This window comes from Anoxybacillus flavithermus, assembly GCF_002742685.1.
Classification (GTDB): Bacteria; Bacillota; Bacilli; order Bacillales; family Anoxybacillaceae; genus Anoxybacillus; species Anoxybacillus flavithermus_E.
The window spans coordinates 152861-177913 of sequence record NZ_PEDM01000001.1 but is presented as its reverse complement, the minus strand read 5'-3'; the positions used below and the strand labels follow the sequence as shown (position 1 = coordinate 177913).

Below are 25053 nucleotides of genomic sequence, written 5' to 3'. Positions count from 1 at the left end.
GTCGGAAAAAAAGCGAGGTGAATATGATGCCGTTAAGTATATTTGGTTTTGAGGCGATGTGGAGTCCGTACTTTTTCATGTTTTTAGTTGGGGTAACAGTCGCTTATTTTTGGCTTGTTAACCGTGCAAAAGAGCAAACGACGAAAAAACAAAAAACGTTGTTTGTTACTGCGATTGTTTTGCTTTACATTTGTAAAGGTTCTCCGGTCGATTTGTTAGGTCATTTAATGTTTAGCGCGCATATGACGCAAATGGCTGTCCTTTATTTAATGGTGCCGCCGCTTCTTATTAAAGGCATTCCATCGTGGATGTTTGAAGCGCTTTTTCGCATTCAAATCATTCGTTCGACGTTTACATTTTTCACGAAACCGCTTATCGCCTTATTTTTGTTTAATGGGATTTTTTCGTTATACCATGTACCTCTTATTTTTGACGTTGTAAAAACAAATATGTGGCTACATGCACTTATGACGACAGCTATTTTTATTGCGGCGATGATGATGTGGTGGCCGCTCGTTAATGACGTGCGCGGTTTTCAAACGTTATCTGGTGTAAAAAAAATCGGCTACATTTTCGCTGATGGGGTGCTTCTTACACCAGCATGTGCACTTATTATTTTTGCAGATACACCGCTATATGCGACGTATTACGATCCAGCCGCTTGGATGAACGCGTTAGCGCTTTGTGTGCCGCAAAGTACGTTATCGTCGCTTGAATTAAGTGGACCGGAAATGTTTAGCTCGATGTCGCTATTGCACGACCAACAGCTCGGTGGCGTTTTAATGAAAATTATTCAAGAAATTGTGTATGGGGTTATGCTATTTTTCATTTTTATGGAATGGTATCGAAAAGAACGAGATGAAGAAACGATCGCTGTTCAAACAACAAAATAAAGAGGGGAGAAACGATGGTACCGATCTTACCTACGATTAGTACAAGCTTTATTGTCATTAGTGCGATCCTTGTAGCCGTTGGCTGGTATTTTATTCGCCAAAAGCAAGTGAAAAAACATGAAAAAACGATGTGGCTTGCGGCCGCTTTTGCGCTTGCCTTTTTCATCATTTACTTGTCGCGCACGATTTTTATCGGCAATACAAGCTTCGGTGGTCCAGACGATATAAAAATATATTATACAATCTTTTTGTTTTTCCACATTTTTTTAGCTACTTCAGGCGCAGTGTTTGGCATTGTGACGTTGCTTTCCGCGGTGAAAAAAAATTGGGTACGCCATAAAAAAATTGGTCCGATCACGAGTATCGTATGGTTTTTTACCGCAACAACAGGAGTTGCTGTTTATTTATTGTTATATGTATTTTACCGTGGCGGTGAAACGACATCGGTTATTAAAGCGATTTTAGGATTTTAAAAAGAGGGTGAACATTCACCCTCTTTATAGTTTAAAGTGAAATTTAATAATTCCTGCTTCTTTCGCGGATTTGATCGCAATGAGTAAGAGCGGGAATAAAATGAGCCCGAGCGCGCCCATAATTTTTACACCTAAATACATGGAAATAAGCGTTGCAAGCGGCGATAAACCGATATGTGCACCCATCACTTTCGGCTCAATCGTTCGGCGTAAAATTAATAAAATGACACCGAGAATCGATAGTTTTGTCGCTAATACCGTATCACCTGTGACAAAGTGGAAAATGGCCCAAGGTGCCATAATGACAATCGATCCGATAATTGGAATAAAATCGATCACCCAAATAATAAACGCGGTAAATAACGCCACTTTCGGTGTAATAAGCAACAATCCAACTAGCGATACCGCAAAAATAATTAAGCTAACGAGAAATTGCGCTTTCCAAAAACCGAATACGACATACGATAAACGCGACAGCATAAAATGTACTTTTTCTTTCGTTTCTTCCGTTAAATGTGAAAAAATCGCTTCGCGTATTTTCGGTAAATCATGCATAAATAAAAATAAAGTAATTAAATAAACGAGAAAGTTAATTAAAAATGTTGGAACGTTCGCAACGAGTACGCTTACTTTATGAAAGCTCAGCGAATCCGTCAGTTGCGCTTTTAATTTGGTTAAAAATAAGTCAACTTGATGACTGAGCTCTGCCACAACGAACGGCGGCAATTTTTCTGTCTGCTTGTACCAGCGTGCGACAAGTTCGTTCCAACCTGCGATCATTTCATTTAAGTATAGCGGTGAATGTCTAAAAAAATGAAACGCTTCCGTCACAATTTTTGTAATAATAAAGTATCCGCTTAAGAGCATAAACAACGTAAATAAACTAAATACAAGAAGCGTGGCGGACTGCCGCTTAAACCCGATCCGTTGTTGTGCCACTTTGACGGCAGGCTCTAAAAAAATAGCAGTAATAAACGCAAATAAAATCGGAACAGCAATCGGAGCGACCCAGTACGTCAATAAGACGATCGCAAGCAAAATAAGAATGATGTATACGGACCGCTTTGGAATTTTCTCAAACAACGAAACGACACCTGCTTTCATTTCATAAATCGTATGGAGGATGTATATGCATAAACCCATTATAACGATTGTTGCCATGAGTGTACAACCGTTTGATGATGTCATATTAGAAGAAGTGAACGTGTATGAACGACAAAACCGATTGACGATTTCCATGACCGTTTCTGTCAAGATGCATGACAATATGCTCGCTTTATGTGAACGTATTCAAAAACAAGTGATCGACGACGTATATGACATGACAGGAAAAGAAGTTTTTGCTGTTCATCTGTACGTCCGTCGTCTCGTTGACGGAAAAAACGCATGAGCGCGCTCATGCGTTTATAGTTGCAAGACCTTCTTTCACTTTTGCCAAAAGAGCTTCACATTGGTTCACTAATGATGAAGGGAAGTTTTCGCCCTCACCATATTCGACACCGTGTGGATAATAATGTTTGCCAAGCAACGGTTTCATCAGTTTAATGATTGCATGGCGACCACCAACGTCTCCTTCAATCGCATAACCTTGCACACGTAAATAAAAGACGTCATTTTTAATTTCAAATTTGCGGTCATATGTGACACGATCGTAATCCCATTGACCTGCACGCACAAAGCCGAGGCTTTCCATCAATTCGTCTAAACGTGTTAATGGCGCTGTTTGATTTTCAATACCTGTATTTTCAAAGCGCATCTTTCATGTCCCCCTTATGTAAAATAAAACATTCCTCCATTAATAATAGTACGAAAGCGCATAACTTTCAATGACGAGGTTCATAATTGTTCCGATTTTGGTGAAACTAATATGCGAAAGGAGAGATGAACATGCCAAAAGTGAAAGAAATGATGACAACAGACGTTGAATGTTGTACATCGCTTGACAATATGTACGAAGTAGCCGTAAAAATGCGCGATTATAACGTCGGAGCCATTCCAATTATAGATGGAAAACGACTTGTCGGCATTGTGACGGATCGCGACTTAGTTGTGCGTGGCGTTGCCGAGAAAAAACCAGGTTCGACAGCGGTCACAGAAGTGATGAGCGAACAGCTTGTGACAATTTCACCGAACGCTTCTGTTGCTGAAGCGGCTCAGCTGATGGCAAAACATCAAATTCGCCGCTTGCCTGTTGTCGAAGGCGATACGTTAGTGGGAATGATGTCGCTTGGTGACTTAGCGATTCATGAAGCAAGCGATGAACAAGCAGGAGAAGCATTAACGGAAATCTCACAATATCACTAAAAAATAAGGCTATGTTTGCGCATAGCCTTATTTTTTAGTGTTGCAATGTAGACAAGCTGTATATAATGGAAGTACAAATGAAATTATATACAACAGCTAAGGGAGAATGATAAATGCGTTGGATCATTGCTCTAATTACGATCTTTATTTTTATTTTTTCTTTTTTCCCAACAGATGAACCCTCCCCATTAAACGATACATCCATGATGAGTGAACAAACGAGCGAGAAAACTGTTGTAGAAGGGTTAGGGTCATGGATCGGAAAGACGGAAGAAGAAGTAAAACAAACATTTGGACAGCCAGTCCGCATCGATCCATCCGCTTACGGCTACGTATGGTGGATATATAATAACCCGAAAACGTATATGCAAATCGGTATTCTTGATGGACGTGTCGTCACGATTTATGCATGTGGACCGGAAGTGAACGTTGCCCCGTTTCAGTTCAATCGCTCAATTAACGAGCTGCTACAAACGATGCCGCTTCACGATGAAATCCATGTGCAACTAGACGATGGGGTATATCGCTTTCAATTAACGGAAGAAGATTTACTCATTCAACCGCTTCTTTCGTTTGGTGATGTGTACGTGCAATTGTATATCGATCGTTTTACAGGTGAATTATCAAGCATTCGCTGGGTCGACGGAGAGACGTTAGTGAAGCTTCGTCCGTATGAACTTGAATATCGTGGTCCGTTACCGAGCGTCAAAATGGATGAAACGCTCGAAAAACAAGTTGAGCAAGCAAACGTACAACAAATTTTTGATATTACAAACGTGATGCGCATACGTCACGGTGTTCCACCGCTCGAATGGGATGAACGTGTAGCAAAAGTGGCGTATGGACATAGTAAAGATATGGCGGAAAATCACTTTTTTGCACACGAATCGCCAACGAACGGCGATTTAAAGCAACGACTAACAAAAGCGAACGTTCGTTTTGAGATAGCGGGGGAAAATATTGCCTCGGAATATGTCGATGGACCAGCGGTTGTCGAAGCGTGGCTCAACAGCCGTAGCCATAGGCAAACGTTGTTAAATGCCGAGTTGACGCATTTAGGCGTCGGTGTATATAAACGTTATTATACGCAAAACTTTATTCGTCCGTTTTCCGAACCAAAATAGGCGCACGTATTGGCTGTTCGGTCGTAATATATGATAGGCAAACAAACAAGGAAGGAGCGACCGATATGTCTATTGAACCATTTAAACAGTTTGTAAAAAAACATCCAAAACTGATTGAAGAAGTGCGCCAAGGAAAGAAAACATGGAAAGAATTATATAACGATTGGTACGTGTTTGGCGAAGACGATGACATGTGGGACGAATATCGTTCAAGCGATGTCAAACAAGACCAAGGAGATTTGATGCAAAAGCTAGCAAGTTACGTCAAACATCTTGATGTCAACGAACTTCAAACATACATTACAAACGTTCAGCAAGCGATTGCGTCCATCCAAGAAGTCGTCCGCCAAATGCAACAGACGAAGAAAGATCCGTTTTCGTTTCGAAAAGATTAAGGAGATATGCAATGAGAAAAGACGTATATGAATACATTGTAGCGAAGCCAAAGCTTCATCAATTTTTACGTGAACAGCCGACATGGTATCGGCGACTAACAAGACGCCCGATGGATATAAAAGAAATGGAAAAACAAATGCGTCACTATTATAAACAGACGTTGCCGCATAAAGTGGAACAAGTTGTTCAAACGATCGAAATGGCAAAAATGATGATGGCGATGATGAAACTAATGAAGGACACTCATAATTAAACGAGAAACGCAAACACTATCACTATGAAAGGATGGTGAAAGGGTTGCGTTTCTTTTTTTTATGTGTTGCCCTATTGTTTTCCATGTTTGTATCTCATCATCACCCGATTGCTTTTGCGGAACAGAAACAAATGTTATTTGTAAAACATCATGTGAAAGGAAATGACGTCTTTGTCGAATGCATTGTCGACCAGTTTACTTTTATGAAAGGTACGCATCCAAAAAAAGATGGACAAGGACGTATTCATATTTACGTCAATGGCAAAAGAGTGAGCGAAACGACAACGGCTGCTTTTGTCATTCGCGGCCTGCCTGTCGGAAAACATACGATTCGGTTGGAACTTGTCCATAACGATGCAAGTAAATACAACGTCTCCCACGAATTTACGGTGACGATCTCATAAGTCTGGAGCAACCAGACTTATTTGTTTTGTGCACGAAATCATGGTATGATAACGTTGTGGAGGTGTTGCTCGTGCTTGTAGCAACGGTCGAACGATTGCAGTTGTTAGATGTTGCTGAAGAGCTTGGCAAAATGATTGTCGAATCAGACGTGGCGGAGGAATACCGTCGCTGTTTTTATCATATGCAACAAGATGAGAAAGCGCAGCAACTCATTCGTCAGTTCGTTAAATTGAAAGAGCGATACGAAGAAGTGCAACGCTTTGGTAAATATCATCCAGACTACAAAGAAGTGATGAAACAAGTGCGCGAGGCGAAACGTGAACTTGATTTATACGGTCCGATTGCCGCGTTTAAACAAGCAGAAAAAGAGATGCAGTCATTGTTAGATGAAATTAGCACGATGATCGGTCGTGCCGTATCTGAAAACATTAAAGTACCGACAGGAAATCCGTATTTTGACTCTTTATCTTGCGGTGGAGGATGCGGGTCTGGAGGTGCGTGTGGCTGTCGGACGAAGTGAGAAAAGGGGGATGGGGCTTTTTATGTTTCCAATGCGTCAAGGAATTATCGTTTGGCTGTATTCGTTAAAACATAGTAAGCAGTTGAGGAAATATGGAAACGTTCATTATGTGTCGAAACGATTAAAATATGTTGTTTTATATTGCAACATGGACGAAGCGGAAGATGTGATGAAAAAAATTGCTTCGCTCCCGTTCGTCAAACGTGTCGAACCTTCATATCGTCCGTACGTGAAGGTCGAATTTGAATCGAAAGTTGATAAAGAAAAGGAATACGAATATGGAGTATAAAAAAGGATGTCAACTGCTGACATCCTTTTCGCTTTTCTATTGTAATGGCGGAATAAATCGATTCATGCGCATAATGCCAATTAAATGTTGGTAGTATAGTTGTAAGTCGGCAAAAAAGTTGGATGGTTTGACGTCCAAATGAACAATTTCTTGATTTAATTGTTTCGCTAACTCGATAAACAGTTCATATCGTTTTGTCACTTTCACAGACGGATGTGGAATGCCTTCACGGCAAATGTATAGCGGTTGGAAATCGCCAGGATCCGTCGGATGAAGCACAACGACGAACGACGTGACCGCTTTGCCGTCTTTCATCGTATGAAAAGCAAACAAACCGGACAAACGATGGCGGTTTGACTTTGCAATTTCGATTAACTCATAAATGTCAGAATACCCTTCCCCTAATTCAATAAAACGTTGAATCATCACCATTCCCTCACTTTATGTTTTATTTCCTCATTTACTTTAACACGTTCAACTTTTTTCGACAATTAGTGAAAACGGTGTATGACAACGCGTTGAAATTTTGCTATTGTTATAATATAAAATGGTGAATGAGGAGCCTTTGTATGTGGAAAGTAGCTTTTATTTCAACGCTCCTTTTCCTTGGCGTTAGCGCAGGAGCTTTATATTATCAATGGGATGAATATCATACCGAAGCGACGAAACAATCGGTATTGCAACATGATATTGAAGCGACATTTACTGGAAAAACGATTGAAGTTGTTCATCATATACGTGGAGCGGTCGCTGACATATATGAAGTGACTGTTCCAAAAGAAGTGACACGCCTTTCATGCTTAAAGCAAAAAACATGCGTTAAACAACAAAATGGAAAAACGATTGTGAACGTATCGAAAACAAATACAGTTTCGCTCACTTATCGCATACCGATCGCGCCGAAAGAACCGCTTTTCGTTCAAGAATGGCTCGTTCGTTTTCATACGACACAACCACAACAAACAAACATATCGCTGACCGATATCGTTCATCAGAAAGGGGTATGGGCAGCAGACGGGAAGCTTGTCGGCTATGTATACAAACCGTCTTTTTCCTTTTTCATGTGGGAGAAAAAAGGCGGACAAACCGTCCCGCTTTATTTTCAATCTCAACCGTTGCAGCCAACGTTTAACGATGATTTAGTCGTATATGCGACAAAGCCGCTTCCACAAACAACGTTATCGTTTTGGAAGAAAAGCGATGTACAAACGTTAATTGTTACTTCGTCGCGTCTGCAATACATGACACCGACGTTTGTCATTATATCGGATACGTCGTCTTTTGCAAATGTACAACGCACATATGTTCGTGTACAGTTACAGCAACAGTTTCCAAATAGTGTAGTTCCGGACTGGATATGGGATTTGCTCGTTTCATATATGACAAAAACCGAGCCGATGACAAAAAAAGCGAAACTTGTTTTTCAACAATTGCAACAAACGTTGACGAAAGAAGAACAACAAACGTTTTGGACGTTGGTTAACGGAAACGCTGGTCAACCGTTGACGATGAAAAAATTAGACGAATGGTTAGGCGAAGCGTATGGAGGAAATACGACATTTTTCCAAAATGAACAACCGTACATGACATTTACAGAACGGAAAATGCTCGTCGTTAATGGAGTGGAATTGCCGAATGCGCACGTTTTATTAAAGGACGGTCAACAACTATTCCCGTTCGTTCCGATTATGCGCACGCTTGGCTATACTGTTCAACGTTCAGGTGAGGCGATATTTATTGAAAAAGGGAATGCCCGTTGGCGCTTTTTCACAAACAGCACGAATGCGGTCATTCAAGAATGGGATGGGACGTTATATGTTGAACGGACGGAATTTCCAAAATGGTTTTCAGTTTACATTAGCGAAACGAACGAGGAAATACACGTAGTCGGTCAATAAAATAAAAAAATGCCCTGTGGCATATGCCGCAGGGTCCCTTCCATTCTTTTTCAGCCAAGCCGAAAAAGAGAAGGAAAAAAGGGAGAGGAGAAACCGGAGGAAGAACTTATGGGGAACGTAAGTCTTCTCCGTGGTTGGCAACAACATCATCAACGATGTTGTTACTATCAGTATGACCATTGTTTCGCATTGTATACATCCCCATCATTTTTTTCCTTACAATGATTGTCCATTTCGTCGGTTATGATATGATCATAAAAGCGAGGTGAAATACGATGAGAGTCATATCAGGGAAGTGTAAAGGAAAACCGCTTCAAGCTGTTCCAGGAATGACGACACGTCCAACGACAGATAAAGTGAAAGAAGCGATGTTTAATATGATTGGTCCGTATTTTTCTGGCGGGCTTGGCCTTGATTTATTCGGTGGTAGCGGTGGGCTTGGGATCGAAGCGTTAAGCCGCGGATTAGATCGCGTCATTTTCGTCGATCATGATGCGAAGGCCGTTCAAACGATGAAAAAAAACGTCGCTGCCTGTCGTTTGACCGATCAAGCTGAAATTTATCGCAACGATGCTGAGCGCGCGTTGAAAGCGATCGTGAAAAGAGGTTTGACATTTCGTTTAATTTTCCTTGATCCGCCTTATAAAAATAAGCAGTTGGAAGCGCTTATCGCAATCATCGATGCGCATCAGCTTTTACAACGAGATGGCTTTCTTGTTGCGGAGCACGATGCGCAAGTCGAGCTTCCGACTCACATCGGACGTTTAACAAAAGTAAAACATGAAACGTATGGCATTACGACTGTATCGATTTACGCTTACGTAGACGAGGAAGGGGAATAAACATGGCAAGCATTGCGGTATGCCCGGGAAGTTTTGATCCTGTCACATATGGGCATTTAGACATTATTCGCCGCGGGGCAAAAGTGTTTGACAAAGTATATGTTGTCGTATTAAACAATTCATCGAAAAAACCGTTATTTTCCGCAGAAGAGCGGGTGCAACTGCTCAAGGAAGTGACGAAAGATTTACATAACGTCGTAGTCGACTCTTATCAAGGACTGCTTGTCGACTATGCGAAAAGTAAACAGGCGAGCGCGATTTTGCGCGGATTGCGTGCCGTCTCCGATTTTGAATACGAAATGCAAATTACATCGATGAACCGCATCTTAAACGAACAAATCGAAACGTTTTTTATGATGACGAACAACCAATACTCTTTTTTAAGTTCAAGCATCGTAAAAGAAGTGGCGAAATATAACGGCAACATTTCTGAACTTGTGCCAAAAGTTGTGGAAGAAGCGCTCCGACAAAAGTTTGCTCATGAAAAAAACCACCTTTAAGCAGGTGGTTTTTCACGTCGGAAAGCGATGACGACATATAAAAAGCATACAGTAGCGGTCACAAAAAAGCCGTATTGTTCGATCCAATGTATGTATAACATCGGCCAACGGACCGTCGCTTCAGGAAGCCAAACGGACAACGTTTCTACCGACTCGAGCGGCTGAACATAAAGCGGCTTCCAAAGAAGAAACGCGAAAAAAGAAGCAAAAAACCCATGGAAAATACGAGCGATAAAAAACGGCTGAAAGCGAATATGGGCTTCCGCTAAAATGCTTGCGACTTGTGCTTGTACCGAAAAGCCGCCAAAGGCAAGAATAAAGCTTGTGATCATGACTTTTTGTAATAACGTTGCGCTTGTTACTTCGCTCGTCATTTGGCTGCCGAGTGTAATTTCAAATACCCCTGCGATGAACGGAACGCTTAGTTCCCTCGGTAAATGAAAAAGCGCCAAGGCGTATTGTACGATGTCGGCTAGCCATTTCGTTATGTTTGTAATATAAAGTAGCTTATTTAAAACGGAAAATAAAATAATAAATCCACCGATCATTAAAAGGGTTTGAATGGAGGAACGAACCGCATCTCCAAGCAGTTTTCCGATCGCTTGGCTATGTTTTAAGCGTGTTTCATGCATGGCGCGAAACGCTTGGCGCAAAAGGTTCTTTTTTTGTTTTGGAATCACGTTGTTTTCGTCTTTTCCGTGAAAGCGCATCATGAAACCGACACAAATGTTGCCAAGATAATGAGACAAGGCAAGAATGATGCCGATGTTTGGATTATGAAAAAAGCCGACGGAAATGGCACCGAAAATAAAAAGCGGATTAGACGAATTTGTAAACGAAACAAGCCGCTCTGCTTCAATCGCGGAAAGCTGTTGTTGCTGTCTTAGTCGAGCGGTCAGTTTTGCGCCGGCTGGGTATCCCGAAGCCATGCCCATTGCCCAAACGAACCCACCGATGCCCGGTACTTTAAATAGCGGACGCATAAACGGCTCAAGCAATACCCCGAGAAAATGAACGACACCAAAACCGATTAAAATTTCTGATACAATAAAAAAAGGAAGAAGGGAAGGAAAAACGACATCCCACCACATATGTAATCCACGTACCGCTGCTTCAAACGAATGTTGCGGATAGCGAAGCAATGCGATACATAAACAAATAATGATCGATGATAACAGCAATGTTTTCCATTTTTCTTTCATCGTTCGTTGGCCTCCTCATTCGCCGATCGTACTCGTTTTAATATACGAGTATATGTGGACATTTTAGACCATAGTATTGAACAGGAAGGGGGAGCGGGAATGAAAATCGGGTTGGCGTTAGGTTCTGGCGGTGCGCGCGGTTTTGCGCATGCCGGGGTCATTAAAGTGCTAGAAGAAGAAAACATTCCGATTCATATGATCGCAGGAAGCAGCATGGGCGCCCTTGTTGGAGCGTTGTACGCATCAGGCGTGTCAACAGAACGATTATATCGGCTAGCGACAGCATTTCGGCGCAACGATTATATCGATTGGACAGTACCAAAAATGGGTCTCATCGCTGGGCGTCAAATTAAACATTTCATCTCGGTCATAACGAAACAAAAGCGTGTGGAAGACACGCACATTCCATTGGCAATCGTGGCGACCGATTTACAAAAAGGAGAGAAAGTCGTATTCCGCCAAGGAAGTATAGCGGATGCGGTGCGCGCAAGCATTTCCATTCCCGGCATTTTTGTGCCAGAACAGTGGAACGGGCGCCTGCTCGTTGATGGTGGGGTGATCGATCGCGTACCAGCGACCGTTGTGCGCGAGATGGGTGCTGACGTCGTCATCGCTGTCGATGTCGCTTCCGTCAAAAAGAACGATACGGTTACATCTATTTTCGATGTCATTTTACAAAGTTTAGATATTATTCAAGCTGAACTCGCTTCCCATCGCATCGCCCAAGCCGATGTCGTCATTCGCCCATCACTTGAGCGTTATAGCTCGTATGCGTTCACTCATGCGAAAGAGATGATACAAATGGGAGAGGAAGCAGCGCGCCAACAACTTCCTATCATTCGTCAATTGCTTGCAGAGAAGGGGTTTAAACAATGAATAAAAGACGGTATATTCGAATCACGATCATCATGGCACTATTACTCGCTTTTGCGACTTTTTTTCATTTGCCGTATTACGTGACGATGCCCGGAACGGCTGAACCGTTACGTCCGCTCGTTGAAGTACAAGATGGCTATAAAGAAAAAGGACAATTTATGTTAACGACTGTTCGTATGGGGCAAGCAAACCTTTTTTCGTTTGCGCTTGCACATGTGAGTAAATATAACGAGCTGTACCGAATGGATGAAGTAAGACACGAAGGGGAAAGCGACGAAGAATATACACATCGTCAATTAAAGATGATGGAAAATTCGAAAGAGACGGCGATCGCTGTCGCCTACAAAAAAGCAAACAAACCGTTTTCATATCGAAATAAAGGAGTATATGTGTTGTATGTTGTTGATGGCATGCCAGCAGCCAACGTGTTAAAAAGCGGCGATCAATTAGTTGCGATTGACGGCCGACGTCTCGATGAAGCGGACGAATTTATTCAATACGTCACCGGAAAGAAAAAAGGAGATCGCGTTCGCGTCACATATAAGCGGTCTGGAAAAGAAAAAACAGTAACATTGACGCTTGCGCCGTTTCCGAAAGAAAAGCATCGCGTCGGTCTCGGTCTTTCCGTCATGACCGATCGCGATATCGTTACCGATCCGCCTGTCCGCATTGAATCCGATCAAATTGGCGGACCTTCTGCTGGACTGATGTTTACGCTTGAAGTGTACAACCAACTCGTTCCGCAAGATTTAACGAAAGGCTATCGCATTGCCGGTACAGGAACGATCAATATTGACGGCGAAGTCGGACCGATTGGCGGCATTTCGCAAAAAGTGATCGCAGCTCATAAAGCAGGAGCGGACATTTTTTTCGCTCCGAACGAACGCGGAGCGAAACATTCCAACTATAAAGAAGCGGTGAAAACAGCAAAAGACATCGGCACAAAGATGAAAATTGTACCTGTCGACACGTTGGATGATGCGATTCAGTTTTTACAAAAATTATCATAACGGAGGGGTTTTGTATTCACGTTGCAACGCTTCCGTCCAAAGCGGCTCAGGCAAAATAGAAACATAAGCTTGCGTCGCTTTTTTTTCAATATGATATATCGGATCGTGTCGCATTTGTTTGACGCTTGTCACAAGCGGCAACGTCATTTGCTTTTTGACCGCTTGTAAATACGCTCTCCCTGTTTCGTTCATCGCTAATGGGCGAACGTATGTCGCACCTTTGTTTTCATGCGCTTTTCCCATTTCTTTTTTTGTGACGTTCGTTAGTATATGTGTGCATATGCGCTGCAACCGTGTCCACGTATATCGTTTCGTTTTAACAGCGGAAAGAAAATCGTGAAACGATGTAGCGTGAACGATGGTCTTTTTTAGACGATGCTCGATCCCTTCTTCTACTTCGGCAATTTGCTGAATGTCGTCTACTTCCATCGTCAATAACCGATATTTTAAAAGCGGAAAATATGTTTCCCAATCGTGCCATATCGTATATGTATGGCGATACGTTTGTAACGTTTCATATGTCGTTTTAGGAACGTAGCGTGCGACATCGTCATGACCGGATTGTAAAAAACGGCGAATGCTCGTTGCGCTCGCAATGCTTTGATTAGCAGGAAGCGTCTGATCGTGATAATGAGCGACCGTTCGTTGAATCGTTTCTGGAGTCATATTGCTTCGCTGTTCGATAATCGCTTTGACGTAATGCAATCCTAAAATGTTGTTCGGTTGTGAAACGTCAAGCGTATCGTGACTAATGTCATGAAGGGCAAGGGCATATGCTTTCGCATAGCTCATTCCTTTTTGTATATACTGTTTTACTTTTTCATCATGTTGTTCTTTTTGTTCAACAAGCCGTTGCGCCGTCTTCGTAAACGTTTCTATGTTTCCGTGTTCGCTCCCGAAACATAATTGCGCACAAAAAAGCGCATCGAGAATCGAAACAGCGCCATAGGCGAATCGGTCCGCTGTTTGAACAGCAAATGAATAAGGAAGTTCCACGACGAGATCGACACCGCCTGCAAGCGCCATACGAGCACGCTCCCATTTTGGCACGATCGCCGGTTCCCCTCGTTGCGTGAATGAACTACTCATGACGGCGATGACGCAGTCTGCGTTCGTTTTTTTTCGCGTTTGTTGCACATGATATAAATGCCCGTTATGAAACGGATTGTATTCGACAACGATGCCGACCGCCTTCATTTGTTGTCCACCTTTCTTTTTTGTGTAAAACGTGATACAGTGAGTATAAGCTGATTATAATGGAAGTAGTGTAAAGAAAAAATATTGACAAAACCGTTGTTCAAACGTATAATTTTCTTTGTTGTCTTGAGGTGATTGTCATTGAGATGGTCTATTCATCAACTTCATCAGTTGCAACATAAAGGGTTGACGATTGACGAAGTGGCCGATGTGTCCGAGCTAAAAGAAGTGGATACTTCCATTCGCGACATTTCACCTGTTCGTATTCACGGGCGGGCAGATGTGAGCGCGAAAAAGTTTACGTTTCACTTAACGATTGAGGGAACGATGCAGCTCCCTTGTTCTCGTACGCTTGTGGACGTGTCGTATCCATTCGCAATCGAAAGCACAGAAACGTTTTTTTTAAACGATTATGATGCAACAGATGAAGAGTCACATGTTGTTCAAGGAGATGCGATCGACTTAATGCCGATCGTCAAAGAGCTCATTCTTCTTGAAGTGCCGATGCAAGTGTTTGGCGAGCAACCGGATCATCCAGATGCTGTTCCACAATCAGGAAAAGGGTGGACGGTCATTTCGGAAGAAGAACTTGAAAACAAAATTGATCCGCGCCTTGCGAAGCTAGCGAAGTTTTTCGAAAACAAAAATGAATCTTAAGGGAAGATCCGGAACTACACCGGCCTCCATATTCGCCTAAATCTCTTTAAGGAGGTGGAAATGATGGCAGTACCTTTTAGAAGAACATCAAAAATGAAAAAGAGACTACGTCGTACGCACTTCAAATTGCGCGTACCTGGTATGGTAGAATGCCCAAACTGCGGTGAAATGAAACTTGCTCATCGCGTATGTAAAGTTTGTGGAACATACAAAGGAAAAGACGTTGTAAACAAATAAGAAAAGCGCGGGGAAATACCCTTGCGCTTTTCTTATTTTGAAGGGAAAAAAGGGCGGGAAAGCGAATAAAAAGGATGGACACGCAGTAAAGGGGAGAGGGAAAATGATTGAAAAACAACATGGCATCATCTGGTTCACGATTTGTCGCTCAGCAAGACGAAATGCGATTGATTATGCAGTCATGGACGAACTCGAGCAAGCGCTTACGCTCGTTGAACACGACGATGATGCGAAAGTGCTCGTCATTACAGGGGAAGGAGAAGACGCGTTTTGTGCGGGCGGCGACTTACAAGCGTTTCATCAGCTCAAAACAAAAGAAGAAGCGCATGGGATGTTAGCAAAAATGGGGAATATTTTATATCGTTTATTGACGTTACCAAAACCAACGGTTGCTTTAATAAATGGAACGGCGATTGGCGGAGGTTGTGAATTAGCGACCGCGTGCGATTTTCGCTTCGCTCGTGCCGGGGCGCGCCTTGGATTTGTGCAAGCGAATTTAGCGATCACGACCGGCTGGGGTGGGACCGCGATGTTGTTTGAAAAAATGCCGTACGATAAAGCGCTCGATATATTGTTACGCGCGCAAACAATGACAGCGGAAGAAGCGGCACATATCGGTTTTGTTCATCGTATTTTTCCTGATTCGTTGCGCGAACGGTGTGAAAAAGAGTTAAAAGATTATACAAATAAATCGACGGATGTATTGCGCGCTTACAAAGAAGCGGCCGTCGCACGTTGGAAAACCGAAGCATTTCGCCAACGCTTTTTCCTTGAAATTGAACGATGTGCATACTTATGGGAAAGCGAAGAGCACAATGAAGCGGTACAATCATTTTTAGCAAAACGAAACAAATAGTCTATGTTCTCTATTAGCTGCATACCCATATAGTAAATGCAGCGAGGAGGGATAGAAATGATGCGCCAAGATGCATGGACAGAAGAGGAAGATGTATTGCTTGCTGAAACGGTGTTAGCTTTTGTGAGGGAAGGTAGCACACAATTACGAGCGTTTGAAGAAGTAGGGAAAAAACTATCGCGAACGGCAGCCGCTTGCGGTTTTCGTTGGAACGCATACGTGCGCAAAAAATATGAAGATGCACTAGAGCTTGCGAAACAACAAAGAAAGAAGAAAAAAGAGCCACAACCGCCTGAACGTGACATGACGTTACAAGATGTCATCTCCTTCTTACAAACGTTGCAACAACATCAGGAAGGACATCCTGAAATCGAACAGTTGCGCCAACAAGTACGAACGCTCCAAAAAGAAAAAGAAGCGCTTGAAAAACAACTGCAAGCAGTGCAACAAGAATATCAAGCCGTCATGCACATTTTAGAGCGCGCACGTCAATTGTCCGTATAGTAGCTGATAGACGCCAGCTACTTTTTTTTATACAATAAAACATAGGAAAAAAAGAGGGGGATCGTCGGGTGCGCATCGGAATCATAGGGGGCGGAGCAGTCGGATTGTTGACAGCGGCTTACTTTAGTAAAAACCATGACGTGACGATTTATACACGTCGGCATGAGCAGGCAGAGCAATTATGTACGTATGGGCTGACCGTCATGTATGGCAATGAACGAACGACGTATCGCGTCCATGCTGAACCGTTCGTTCGAGCCATTGAAGAAGACGTGTTGTTTATTGCAGTGAAACAATACGATGTAACACATATATTAAACACGCGCATACATATGCTTCAAGCAAACGCTATTATGTTTTTGCAAAACGGCATGGGACATGTGTTACATTTACCGCATATGCCTCACAACGATATTGCGCTTGCGGTCGTCGAACATGGCGCTTTAAAAATCGATGATACAACCGTTTCGCATACCGGCGTTGGCCGAACGAAATGGAGCGTATGGCGAGGAGAGAAAGAAACATTTTCGTTTTTATCAGTGACAGATGCACGCTTTCCGTTTCAATATGTTGAAGATTGGAAAACGATGTTAATTGAAAAATTAATGGTCAATGTATGTATTAATCCACTTACGGCTTTATTAGGTGTTCCAAATGGCATGTTAGTGACACATGCCCCATATCGGCAAGCGATGGAACAGTTGTTTCACGAGGTGGCGTCCATTTTCGAACTTGAACAACAGGAACGCATATGGCAGCACGTTGAAACGGTTTGTCAACAAACAGCTGTTAATCGCTCATCGATGTTGCGTGACATTGAGGCAGGGCGGAGAACCGAGTTAGATGCCATTTTAGGCTATGTGATCGAGCGGGCGAACGAGCGACATATCCCAGCCCCAATTAGCACGTTTTTATATGCGCTTGTGAAAGGGAAAGAATTAGAGGGGGAGAAGGAAAAATGAAGGATGTGCTCGCCTCTTTTATTGCAGTAATGATTGTTATGCCGTTTTTTTCGTTTTTTTTCATGTTTGTGCTTGCCAAAACGGTTTTTCGGCGAAGAGGAAAACGCGCGTTCCATTTCGCTGTGAACGGATCGACGATTTTTTTTATTTTTGCTGTTCATGTTTTATTACAAGCCATTTTTCAACGATCGTATATCGTTGAATTGCTCATTTTTTTTATTGTAACATTTATGATTGGAATGATTTTATATTGGAAAAAAACTGGGGATGTATCGTTGCAACGAACGTTTAAGCTATATTGGAGAATGCAATTTTTATTATTTACAACCGCTTATATTGGATTGTTTATATATGGGATCATTCATCGTACTATGATCGCATTTTCATCATGAATGAGAAAGGAAGTTTACAATGGAAGTCATCGAGCTGTCATTGCCAGCAACGAACCGTTTAGCAACGGAATACATTGAAGGGACGTTTCCCGTTCACGAGGCGTTTCATCCTTGTTCGTTTGAAGAACGTTTGCACGAGTTACAAAAACGGACGTACTTACGCGACGCCCTCGTTCATCATTTGCTTGCGTATCATGAACAGTTTCAAACAAGCGAGCAAACGATTGTAAACATTGAAAAATTGCGCCATCCTGACAGTGTTGTCGTCATTGGCGGACAACAAGCCGGCCTTTTAACTGGACCACTATATACAATATATAAAATCATTTCCATCATTACATTAGCGAAACAGCAAGAACAACAGCTTGGTGTGCCCGTCGTTCCGGTGTTTTGGATGGCGTCTGAAGACCATGATATTGCAGAAATTAATTATGTGCACGTTGCTGAAGACGGCAAAGTAAAAAAATATGTATATTCGCCACTAGCGAAAGAAAAGCGAATGGCTGCCCATATTGAACTTCATGCAGACGAGCTAAAGGAATGGGTGGATGACGTATTAAAAACATACGGCGAAACAAATGTAACGAATGAGCTGCGGACATACATACATGCATGTATCGCCAAATCGAGAACGGTGGCAGACTTTTTTGTAAACGTTGTTTTGGCGTTGTTTTCCAAAGAAGGAATTGTCGTTGTCGATGCGGCTCATCCACAATTGCGGGCGATAGAGCGCGAATGGTTTATGACGCTCGCTCATGAACATGAGGCGATTACCCGCGCTCTTCAAAACCAACAACAACATCTTGGACGATTAGGCTACAAAAAAGCGATTGATGTGACGCCGATGTGCGCGCATTTGTTTTACGATGACGGTCAACGTCGTTTGTTGTATTATGACGATGCTCAACATTGTTTTTACACGAAAGATGGCGTGTACCGTTTCACACATGATGAATTAAGACAACGAATCGAAAGCGAGCCGCAATCGTTTAGCAACAACGTCGTTACACGGCCGCTCATGCAAGAGTGGTTATTTCCAACGCTCGCTTTTATTGCCGGCCCGGGTGAAATCGCTTATTGGGCTGAACTAAAACAAGTATTTGAACATTTCCGTTGGCATATGCCGCCAATCGTGCCGCGCCTTTCGGTTACACTTGTTGAACGACACATTGCTGCGGATTTGGCAGATGTGCATATGACAGTAGAAGAGGCGTTAACGGCTGGCACGAAGCGAGCGCTAGAGGAATGGATACGAAACAATCAACCTGTCGCATTTGATGAGACGTTTCATGAAGCAAAAAAACAAATGGCGCACATACACGAGCAACTTCGTCAACTCGGCATGCAAGTCGATCCACAACTTGAAGGAGTAATGTTGAAAAATGCCGAACGAATCGAGACACAAATCGATTATCTTCAACAATTGATTACACGTCGCATGCTCCAAAAACATGACGTACATGTGCGCAAATATGAGCGCATCGAACTGTCGCTACGTCCGAACGGCACGCCACAAGAACGCGTTTGGAACGTGCTTTACTATATGAATCGCTACGGTCTAGACTTTGTTGACCGTCTGGTTCATGTCGATTATCGTTGGAACGGCATGCATAAAATTGTATATATTTAACTGTTTTCGTCGATAAAAAAATCCTGTCGCGTACAGGATTTTTTTTGTATACAATAGAATAGTTCGGAAGTAAGTAGTGAATTTTGTGAAATGATGGTACAATACAATTGCACTCATTTTACGTATATGTTGTTTAGGTAGGTGACATCATTGTTTCATCATGTAACCGTATTATTAAAAGAGACAGTTGACGGATTAAATATTAAAAAAGATGGTACATATGTAGATTGTACGCTCGGTGGAGCTGGACATAGCGAATATTTGTTATCGCAATTATCGCCAGAAGGACGATTGTTTGCCTTCGATCAAGATGATGTGGCGATTCGTCATGCACAGCAAAAGCTCGAACGATATAGCGGACAGTTTACGATCATTAAAAGCAACTTCCGCTATTTGAAACAACAGCTAGCGCTTTACGGTGTGCATGAAGTCGATGGCATTTTATTCGATCTCGGCGTATCATCACCGCAGTTAGATATGCCCGAACGCGGCTTTAGTTATCAACATGAGGCGCCGCTCGATATGCGCATGGACCGCGACCAAACATTAACAGCATACGACGTTGTCAACACATGGCCGTATGAGCAACTTGTGAAAATTTTCTTCCAATATGGCGAAGAAAAGTTTTCAAAAGCGATCGCTCGTAAAATTGAGCAAACGCGCAAGCAAAAGCCAATTGAAACGACGACGGAGCTTGCAGAAATCATTAAAGAAGCGATTCCGGCACCAGCGCGTCGCACCGGAGGCCATCCGGCAAAGCGCGTGTTCCAAGCGATTCGCATTGCGGTCAACGACGAATTGCGCGCATTTGAAGAAGCGATTGAACAAGCGATTGATCTATTAAAGCCCGGGGGAAGAATTAGCGTCATTACGTTCCATTCGCTTGAAGATCGCATTTGTAAGCTCGCGTTTAAACAAGCAAGTGAAACGCCGCACTTGCCGCCTGGATTGCCGATCATTCCAGATGAGTATAAGCCGAAATTAAAAATCATTACAAAAAAACCGATCGTTCCGTCCGAAGAAGAATTGCAACATAATCACCGCGCACGCTCTGCGAAACTGCGTATTGCTGAAAAACTGTAAAAAAGGGGGAAAGTTATATGGCTGCTGTTCGTATTCAACAAAAAGTACAACAAGTACAACAAGAACAACACGTGCAACGTATGCCGAGAAAGAAACAGAAACGGAACATACGTTGGACTTTTGGAGAAAAAATCGTATTTGTTTCGTTTCTCGCCTTTACGCTATATAGTAGCGTTACGATCATTTCGAATCAATTTACCATTTATCATGTCAATAAAGAAGTGCAACAGTTGCAAATGAACATTGAAGAGCAAGAAAAACGAAACCGCGATTTATACGTGCAAGTACAAGAGTTAAGCACATACGAACGCATTTTAGCGAAAGCGAAAGAACTCGGCCTTACATTAAACGAAAATAACGTAAAAGTTGTGCAGGACTGATGCCGAATGAGAAAGCATAAACATACACATAGAGGAGCAGCTATATGTTTCGGTTTTTTTAGCTTGCTCTTTTTTATATTGTTTGGACGTTTCGTTTATTTACAAGCTACAGGTGTTGCGGATGGACAAGTGTTAGCGGTCGAGGCGCAAAAACGTTATTTCAAAAAACACACGCTTGAAGCAAAGCGCGGAACGATTTTTGATCGAGACGGAGAAGTAATCGCTGAAGACATTCCTTCATATACGGTTGCTGCCATTCTCGATCCGGACATGCCGCAACATGTGACCGATCCTGAAAAAACAGCGCAAAAGCTAGCGCCACTATTAAAAATGGACGTGGCGGACGTCGAGCGCATTTTAAAAAAGAAGGCGAAGCAAGTTGAGTTCGGCCCGAACGGCCGCGGCATTAGTCAAACGGTAAAGCAAAAAATTGAGGAGCTAAAGCTTCCAGGTATTACTTTTGTACGTGACTCAAAACGATTTTACCCGAACGGTACATTTGCTTCGTACGTTGTTGGCTATGCCCAAAAAGATGAAGCAACGAAACAAGCGGAAGGAAAAATGGGCATTGAAAAGCAGTTTAACGAGCAGCTGAAAGAAAAAGACGGGGAGATCAAGTATGAAAGCGACCCAAAAGGGTTTAAACTCCCGTATGCAGATGAACAAATCGTTCCACCGCAAAACGGTAAAAACATTTATTTAACGATCGATAAACATATTCAAACGTTTTTAGAAGACGCGATGAATGCCGTTGAAAAACAATATGAGCCGAAAAAAATCATTGCCATTGTCGCCGACCCGAAAACAGGAGCGATTTTAGCGATGAGCACCCGCCCGAGTTTTGATCCGAACAAGCGAAACATTGAAAACTATTTTAACGATGCGATTTCGTATCCGTATGAGCCAGGATCAACGATGAAAATTTTCACGCTTGCTGCTGCGGTGAATGAAGGGGTGTTTCAAGCGAACGAGACGTATCAATCCGGTTCTTATCAAGTCGGCCCCCATCGCATTCGCGACCATAATAAAGTAGGATGGGGCAAAATTACGTTTCTTGAAGGGGTGCAACGTTCATCAAACGTCGCATTCGCAAAAATTGTACAGGAAAAATTAGGGGAAGATCGCTTTTTGCAATATTTGCATCGTTTCCATTTTAACGAGCCAACAGGCATTGAGTTGCCGGGTGAAAAAACAGGAAACATTTTATATCGTTATCCGATCGAAAAAGTGACGACAGGGTTCGGACAAGGAACGTCGGTCACACCGATTCAACAAATTCAAGCAGCAACCGCCATCGCAAACGGTGGGAAAATGATGAAACCGTACGTTGTCGATCGCATTGTTGACGAAAACACAGGAAAAACAGTGATGAAGCACGAGCCGACCGTTGTTGATACGCCGATTTCAAAAGAAACAGCTGAAAAAGTATTAGACATTTTAGAAACGGTCGTCACATCTGAGAAAGGAACAGGGCGTCCGTATCAAATTGAAGGCTATCGCGTCGCAGGGAAAACAGGAACAGCACAAATTCCAGACCCAAAAGGCGGATACTTAACCGGTCATCAAAACTACATTTTTTCATTTTTAGGGATGGCACCGCGTGAAAATCCGCGCTTAATTATGTATGTTGCTGTGCAACAACCGAACATTTCATATACGGAAACAGGGGCAGCACCTGTATCGATGATTTTTAATTCTGTTATGAAAAGTAGTCTACAATATTTAAACATTCAACCAACCGTTCAGAAAAAACGAGTGAAAAAAGAAAAAAGCATCGCCCTTCCTTCGTATGTCGGTCATTCGGTTGAACAAGCCACGCAGTCATTGAAAAAACAAGGGTTACATGTAACCATTATCGGAAAAGGAACGAAAGTGCATGCGCAATTTCCAAAAGCAGGCGAACACGTCGTTGTGCCAGATCGCGTGTTGCTACAAACGGATGGGGATGCAATGATGCCAGATGTCACGGGCTGGTCGTTGCGCGATGTCATGAAGCTTGCGGAACTGTTGCAGTTAAAGCCAAGCTTTATCGGAAGCGGATACGTATTTAGGCAAAGTATTACGCCGGGATCAGTCGTCAAACGAAACGACTATATGATTGTCGAACTGGCGAAACCATCAGAAATGGATGAAAAACAACAAACCGAAACAGAACAACAAGAAACAGACGGTCCGGTCGATTAGTTCTATATGAAACGGTACAAGCATATAGTGGAACGAGCCGAAACATATAAGGAGGTTCCGCTATATGCGTGCAGTAACTGTTCGAAAACGGTTGACGACCGTTTTGCTGATCGGATTTTTCATTTTTGCGATTATTGACATTCGTCTCGGTTATGTGCAATTCGTTTTAGGAGATATGTTAACAGAGCGGGCGAAAGATTTATGGAGTCGAAACATCCCGTTTGAGCCAGAGCGTGGAGAAATCGTCGATCGTAACGGGGTACCCTTAGCAACAAATATGAGTGCCCCATCCGTGCTCGTCGTCCCAAGACAAATTGAAAACCCGTCGGAAGTAGCGAAAGAGCTCGCGCGCATATTACACATGTCAGAAGAAAAAGCGTATAAACATGTGACGAAAAAAACATCAATTGAACGTATTCATCCAGAAGGACGCAAAATTTCAAACGAGCAAGCGAAACAAATTCGCGACTTAGGGATGAAAGGTGTATACATTGCTGAAGACTCGAAACGTTATTATCCGTTCGGAAGTTATTTATCGCATGTGCTTGGTTTTGCCGGCATTGACAACCAAGGATTGATGGGGCTTGAGCTTTATTACGATAAGCAGTTGAGCGGCAAGCCAGGTTCTGTTCAATTTTATTCCGATGCGAAAGGAAAGCGCATGCCAGGGATGGCGGACGCGTATACGCCACCGGTCGATGGACTTGATTTAAAATTGACAATCGATACACGTATACAAACGATTTTAGAACGAGAACTAACGATTGCAGAAGCAACGTATCGCCCCGACGGAATCATTGCGATTGCGATGAATCCAAACAACGGTGAAATTTTAGGGATGGCAAGCCGTCCGACATTTGATCCCGCTGACTTTCAAAACGTGCCACCTGAAATTTTTAACCGCAATTTGCCCATTTGGAGCACGTACGAACCGGGATCAACGTTTAAAATTATTACGCTTGCGGCAGCTTTAGAAGAAAAAAAAGTTGATTTATTGAAAGAACATTTTTACGACCCGGGATATGTCAAAGTTGCTGGAGCGACACTTCACTGTTGGAAACGTGGGGGGCATGGCGATCAAACGTTTCTTGAAGTTGTCCAAAACTCTTGCAACCCCGGATTTGTAGAACTCGGTGACCGGCTCGGTAAAGAAAAACTATTCGAATATATTCGGGCATTTGGTTTCGGTGAAAAAACGGGCATTGATTTACAAGGAGAAGGAAAAGGTATTTTGTTTCCACTTCATCGTGTCGGACCGGTCGAACAAGCAACGACCGCTTTCGGTCAAGGGGTAGCTGTCACGCCGATTCAACAAGTGGCGGCGGTCGCCGCTGCGGTAAATGGAGGGATTTTATACCAACCTTATATTGCAAAAGAATGGCTTGATCCGGTCACAGGAGAAGTGATCCAACGACAAACGCCAAAAGCGAAAAGAAGGGTTATTTCCGAGGAAACGTCAAAACAAATTCGTTATGCGCTTGAAAGCGTTGTAGCGCAAGGAACAGGGAAGGGAGCGTTTGTCGATGGATATCGCGTCGGCGGAAAAACGGGAACAGCTCAAAAAGCAAAAGACGGTCAATATTTAAAAGACAATCACATCGTTTCATTTATCGGCTTTGCGCCAGCGGACGATCCACAAATTGTTGTCTATGTGGCGGTCGACAATCCGAAAGGAACGGTGCAATTTGGTGGCGTTGTTGCTGCCCCGATTGTTGGAAACATCATGGAAGATAGTTTACGCGCGCTCGGTGTCAAACCGCGCAAACAGCAAATTGAAAAAGAAACGACATGGCTTGATCCACGCTATGTAGAAGTGCCAAATTTAATCGGTTTAACAAAAAAAGATTTGCAACAGCAACTTTTTCACTTAAAATTAGATGGTAGTGGCGAAGGCGATACAGTCGTTGAACAGGCTCCGAAGCCTGGAGTTAAAGTGAAAGAAGGAGCAACGATCCGGGTTTATTTTGGAACGAAACGGTAAAGCCT

Annotated in this window: 31 protein-coding genes; 26 read left to right on the top strand and 5 right to left on the bottom strand. The window is 42.8% G+C overall.

Features of this window, described 5'->3' with window-relative positions:
• Positions 1 to 23: 23 nt before the first annotated feature.
• Together ctaG and CS060_RS00940 are read left to right on the top strand one after the other, a co-directional pair.
• Positions 24 to 893 carry a cytochrome c oxidase assembly factor CtaG gene (gene ctaG / locus CS060_RS00945; RefSeq protein ID WP_099668592.1) on the top strand — a complete coding sequence of 290 codons (870 nt, stop codon included), beginning with the start codon at positions 24 to 26 and terminating at the stop codon, positions 891 to 893.
• Positions 894 to 907: 14 nt separating this feature from the next.
• The gene (locus CS060_RS00940) at positions 908 to 1366 is read left to right on the top strand and encodes a DUF420 domain-containing protein (RefSeq protein WP_099668591.1); all 459 of its coding nucleotides are present in this window, start codon (positions 908 to 910) and stop codon (positions 1364 to 1366) included.
• Positions 1367 to 1390: 24 nt separating this feature from the next.
• On the opposite strand, the gene ytvI is transcribed toward CS060_RS00940, so the two are convergent.
• Positions 1391 to 2509: a sporulation integral membrane protein YtvI gene (gene ytvI / locus CS060_RS00935; RefSeq protein ID WP_180271040.1), complete on the bottom strand. Its 1119-nt coding sequence runs from the start codon at positions 2507 to 2509 to the stop codon at positions 1391 to 1393.
• Here ytvI and CS060_RS00930 point away from each other — a divergent pair.
• Positions 2496 to 2756: an Asp23/Gls24 family envelope stress response protein gene (locus CS060_RS00930; protein WP_035046500.1), complete on the top strand. Its 261-nt coding sequence runs from the start codon at positions 2496 to 2498 to the stop codon at positions 2754 to 2756. The two genes, ytvI and CS060_RS00930, sit on opposite strands and share 14 nt — an antisense overlap.
• A gap of 6 nt (positions 2757 to 2762) precedes the next feature.
• Here the strand turns inward: CS060_RS00930 and CS060_RS00925 are convergent, their stop codons facing one another.
• Positions 2763 to 3122, bottom strand: a complete 360-nt coding sequence (locus CS060_RS00925; RefSeq protein ID WP_035046502.1) for a YugN family protein — start codon at positions 3120 to 3122, stop codon at positions 2763 to 2765.
• A gap of 131 nt (positions 3123 to 3253) precedes the next feature.
• Between CS060_RS00925 and CS060_RS00920 the strand changes: the two genes are divergently transcribed.
• From CS060_RS00920 to CS060_RS00890, 7 genes are all read left to right on the top strand, one after another.
• The gene (locus CS060_RS00920) at positions 3254 to 3670 is read left to right on the top strand and encodes a CBS domain-containing protein (protein WP_035046504.1); all 417 of its coding nucleotides are present in this window, start codon (positions 3254 to 3256) and stop codon (positions 3668 to 3670) included.
• Positions 3671 to 3783: 113 nt separating this feature from the next.
• On the top strand, positions 3784 to 4794 hold the full coding sequence (locus CS060_RS00915) for a CAP domain-containing protein (RefSeq protein ID WP_099668590.1): 1011 nt from the start codon (positions 3784 to 3786) through the stop codon (positions 4792 to 4794).
• Positions 4795 to 4859: 65 nt separating this feature from the next.
• Positions 4860 to 5189 (top strand): YlbD family protein, encoded by a 330-nt coding sequence (locus CS060_RS00910; protein WP_035046505.1) that lies wholly within the window; start codon positions 4860 to 4862, stop codon positions 5187 to 5189.
• Positions 5190 to 5200: 11 nt separating this feature from the next.
• Positions 5201 to 5443, top strand: coding sequence for a YlbE-like family protein (locus tag CS060_RS00905; RefSeq protein WP_035046508.1), 243 nt, complete (start codon positions 5201 to 5203; stop codon positions 5441 to 5443).
• 35 nt (positions 5444 to 5478) lie between these two features.
• On the top strand, positions 5479 to 5847 hold the full coding sequence (locus CS060_RS00900) for a hypothetical protein (RefSeq protein ID WP_099668641.1): 369 nt from the start codon (positions 5479 to 5481) through the stop codon (positions 5845 to 5847).
• A gap of 71 nt (positions 5848 to 5918) precedes the next feature.
• Entirely contained in the window at positions 5919 to 6368 is a 450-nt protein-coding gene (locus tag CS060_RS00895; RefSeq protein WP_035046509.1) for a YlbF/YmcA family competence regulator, read from the top strand.
• A 22-nt stretch (positions 6369 to 6390) separates the two neighbouring features.
• The gene (locus tag CS060_RS00890; RefSeq protein ID WP_035046621.1) at positions 6391 to 6657 is read left to right on the top strand and encodes a YlbG family protein; all 267 of its coding nucleotides are present in this window, start codon (positions 6391 to 6393) and stop codon (positions 6655 to 6657) included.
• A gap of 36 nt (positions 6658 to 6693) precedes the next feature.
• On the opposite strand, the gene CS060_RS00885 is transcribed toward CS060_RS00890, so the two are convergent.
• The gene (locus CS060_RS00885) at positions 6694 to 7083 is read right to left on the bottom strand and encodes a DUF7147 family protein (protein WP_035046511.1); all 390 of its coding nucleotides are present in this window, start codon (positions 7081 to 7083) and stop codon (positions 6694 to 6696) included.
• 143 nt (positions 7084 to 7226) lie between these two features.
• On the opposite strand from CS060_RS00885, the gene CS060_RS00880 reads away from it, so the two are divergent.
• The 3 genes from CS060_RS00880 to coaD all read left to right on the top strand — a co-directional run bounded on the left by CS060_RS00880 (position 7227) and on the right by coaD (position 9897).
• Positions 7227 to 8555: a hypothetical protein gene (locus CS060_RS00880; RefSeq protein WP_035046513.1), complete on the top strand. Its 1329-nt coding sequence runs from the start codon at positions 7227 to 7229 to the stop codon at positions 8553 to 8555.
• Positions 8556 to 8830: 275 nt separating this feature from the next.
• Positions 8831 to 9397, top strand: coding sequence for a 16S rRNA (guanine(966)-N(2))-methyltransferase RsmD (gene rsmD, locus CS060_RS00875; protein WP_035046515.1), 567 nt, complete (start codon positions 8831 to 8833; stop codon positions 9395 to 9397).
• Between the two features lie 2 nt (positions 9398 to 9399).
• Positions 9400 to 9897: a pantetheine-phosphate adenylyltransferase gene (gene coaD / locus CS060_RS00870; protein WP_035046517.1), complete on the top strand. Its 498-nt coding sequence runs from the start codon at positions 9400 to 9402 to the stop codon at positions 9895 to 9897.
• On the opposite strand, the gene spoVV is transcribed toward coaD, so the two are convergent.
• Positions 9894 to 11099: a dipicolinic acid transporter SpoVV gene (spoVV, locus tag CS060_RS00865; protein WP_035046519.1), complete on the bottom strand. Its 1206-nt coding sequence runs from the start codon at positions 11097 to 11099 to the stop codon at positions 9894 to 9896. The two genes, coaD and spoVV, sit on opposite strands and share 4 nt — an antisense overlap.
• Before the next feature lie 99 nt (positions 11100 to 11198).
• Here spoVV and CS060_RS00860 point away from each other — a divergent pair, with 99 nt between their 5' ends.
• Both CS060_RS00860 and CS060_RS00855 read left to right on the top strand, forming a co-directional pair.
• Positions 11199 to 11975, top strand: a complete 777-nt coding sequence (locus CS060_RS00860; RefSeq protein ID WP_035046521.1) for a patatin-like phospholipase family protein — start codon at positions 11199 to 11201, stop codon at positions 11973 to 11975.
• On the top strand, positions 11972 to 12985 hold the full coding sequence (locus tag CS060_RS00855; RefSeq protein WP_035046523.1) for a SepM family pheromone-processing serine protease: 1014 nt from the start codon (positions 11972 to 11974) through the stop codon (positions 12983 to 12985). The genes CS060_RS00860 and CS060_RS00855 overlap by 4 nt, the downstream gene beginning before the upstream one ends.
• Here CS060_RS00855 and CS060_RS00850 read toward each other — a convergent pair.
• Positions 12980 to 14182 carry a nucleotidyltransferase gene (locus CS060_RS00850; protein ID WP_099668589.1) on the bottom strand — a complete coding sequence of 401 codons (1203 nt, stop codon included), beginning with the start codon at positions 14180 to 14182 and terminating at the stop codon, positions 12980 to 12982. The genes CS060_RS00855 and CS060_RS00850 overlap by 6 nt on opposite strands.
• A gap of 141 nt (positions 14183 to 14323) precedes the next feature.
• On the opposite strand from CS060_RS00850, the gene CS060_RS00845 reads away from it, so the two are divergent.
• From CS060_RS00845 to CS060_RS00795, 11 genes are all read left to right on the top strand, one after another.
• On the top strand, positions 14324 to 14839 hold the full coding sequence (locus tag CS060_RS00845) for a YceD family protein (RefSeq protein ID WP_035046526.1): 516 nt from the start codon (positions 14324 to 14326) through the stop codon (positions 14837 to 14839).
• Positions 14840 to 14902: 63 nt separating this feature from the next.
• Positions 14903 to 15076 carry a 50S ribosomal protein L32 gene (rpmF, locus tag CS060_RS00840; RefSeq protein WP_003395111.1) on the top strand — a complete coding sequence of 58 codons (174 nt, stop codon included), beginning with the start codon at positions 14903 to 14905 and terminating at the stop codon, positions 15074 to 15076.
• A 103-nt stretch (positions 15077 to 15179) separates the two neighbouring features.
• A complete protein-coding gene (locus CS060_RS00835) occupies positions 15180 to 15932 on the top strand; it encodes an enoyl-CoA hydratase/isomerase family protein (protein WP_069201714.1) in 753 nt (250 codons plus the stop codon).
• A 57-nt stretch (positions 15933 to 15989) separates the two neighbouring features.
• Entirely contained in the window at positions 15990 to 16436 is a 447-nt protein-coding gene (locus CS060_RS00830) for an RsfA family transcriptional regulator (RefSeq protein ID WP_035046530.1), read from the top strand.
• A gap of 68 nt (positions 16437 to 16504) precedes the next feature.
• Complete coding sequence (locus tag CS060_RS00825; RefSeq protein WP_035046532.1) at positions 16505 to 17398, top strand: 2-dehydropantoate 2-reductase; 894 nt, start codon at positions 16505 to 16507, stop codon at positions 17396 to 17398.
• Positions 17395 to 17790, top strand: a complete 396-nt coding sequence (locus CS060_RS00820; RefSeq protein ID WP_035046534.1) for a DUF3397 domain-containing protein — start codon at positions 17395 to 17397, stop codon at positions 17788 to 17790. Before CS060_RS00825 ends, CS060_RS00820 begins: the two co-directional genes overlap by 4 nt.
• 19 nt (positions 17791 to 17809) lie before the next feature.
• On the top strand, positions 17810 to 19420 hold the full coding sequence (gene bshC, locus CS060_RS00815) for a bacillithiol biosynthesis cysteine-adding enzyme BshC (RefSeq protein WP_035046536.1): 1611 nt from the start codon (positions 17810 to 17812) through the stop codon (positions 19418 to 19420).
• Positions 19421 to 19570: 150 nt separating this feature from the next.
• Entirely contained in the window at positions 19571 to 20503 is a 933-nt protein-coding gene (gene rsmH, locus CS060_RS00810; protein WP_035046538.1) for a 16S rRNA (cytosine(1402)-N(4))-methyltransferase RsmH, read from the top strand.
• A gap of 17 nt (positions 20504 to 20520) precedes the next feature.
• Positions 20521 to 20883, top strand: a complete 363-nt coding sequence (gene ftsL, locus CS060_RS00805; RefSeq protein ID WP_035046540.1) for a cell division protein FtsL — start codon at positions 20521 to 20523, stop codon at positions 20881 to 20883.
• Between the two features lie 6 nt (positions 20884 to 20889).
• Positions 20890 to 23067 (top strand): penicillin-binding protein, encoded by a 2178-nt coding sequence (locus tag CS060_RS00800; protein ID WP_099668588.1) that lies wholly within the window; start codon positions 20890 to 20892, stop codon positions 23065 to 23067.
• 64 nt (positions 23068 to 23131) lie between these two features.
• On the top strand, positions 23132 to 25048 hold the full coding sequence (locus CS060_RS00795; protein ID WP_035046542.1) for a stage V sporulation protein D: 1917 nt from the start codon (positions 23132 to 23134) through the stop codon (positions 25046 to 25048).
• Positions 25049 to 25053: the final 5 nt, after the last annotated feature.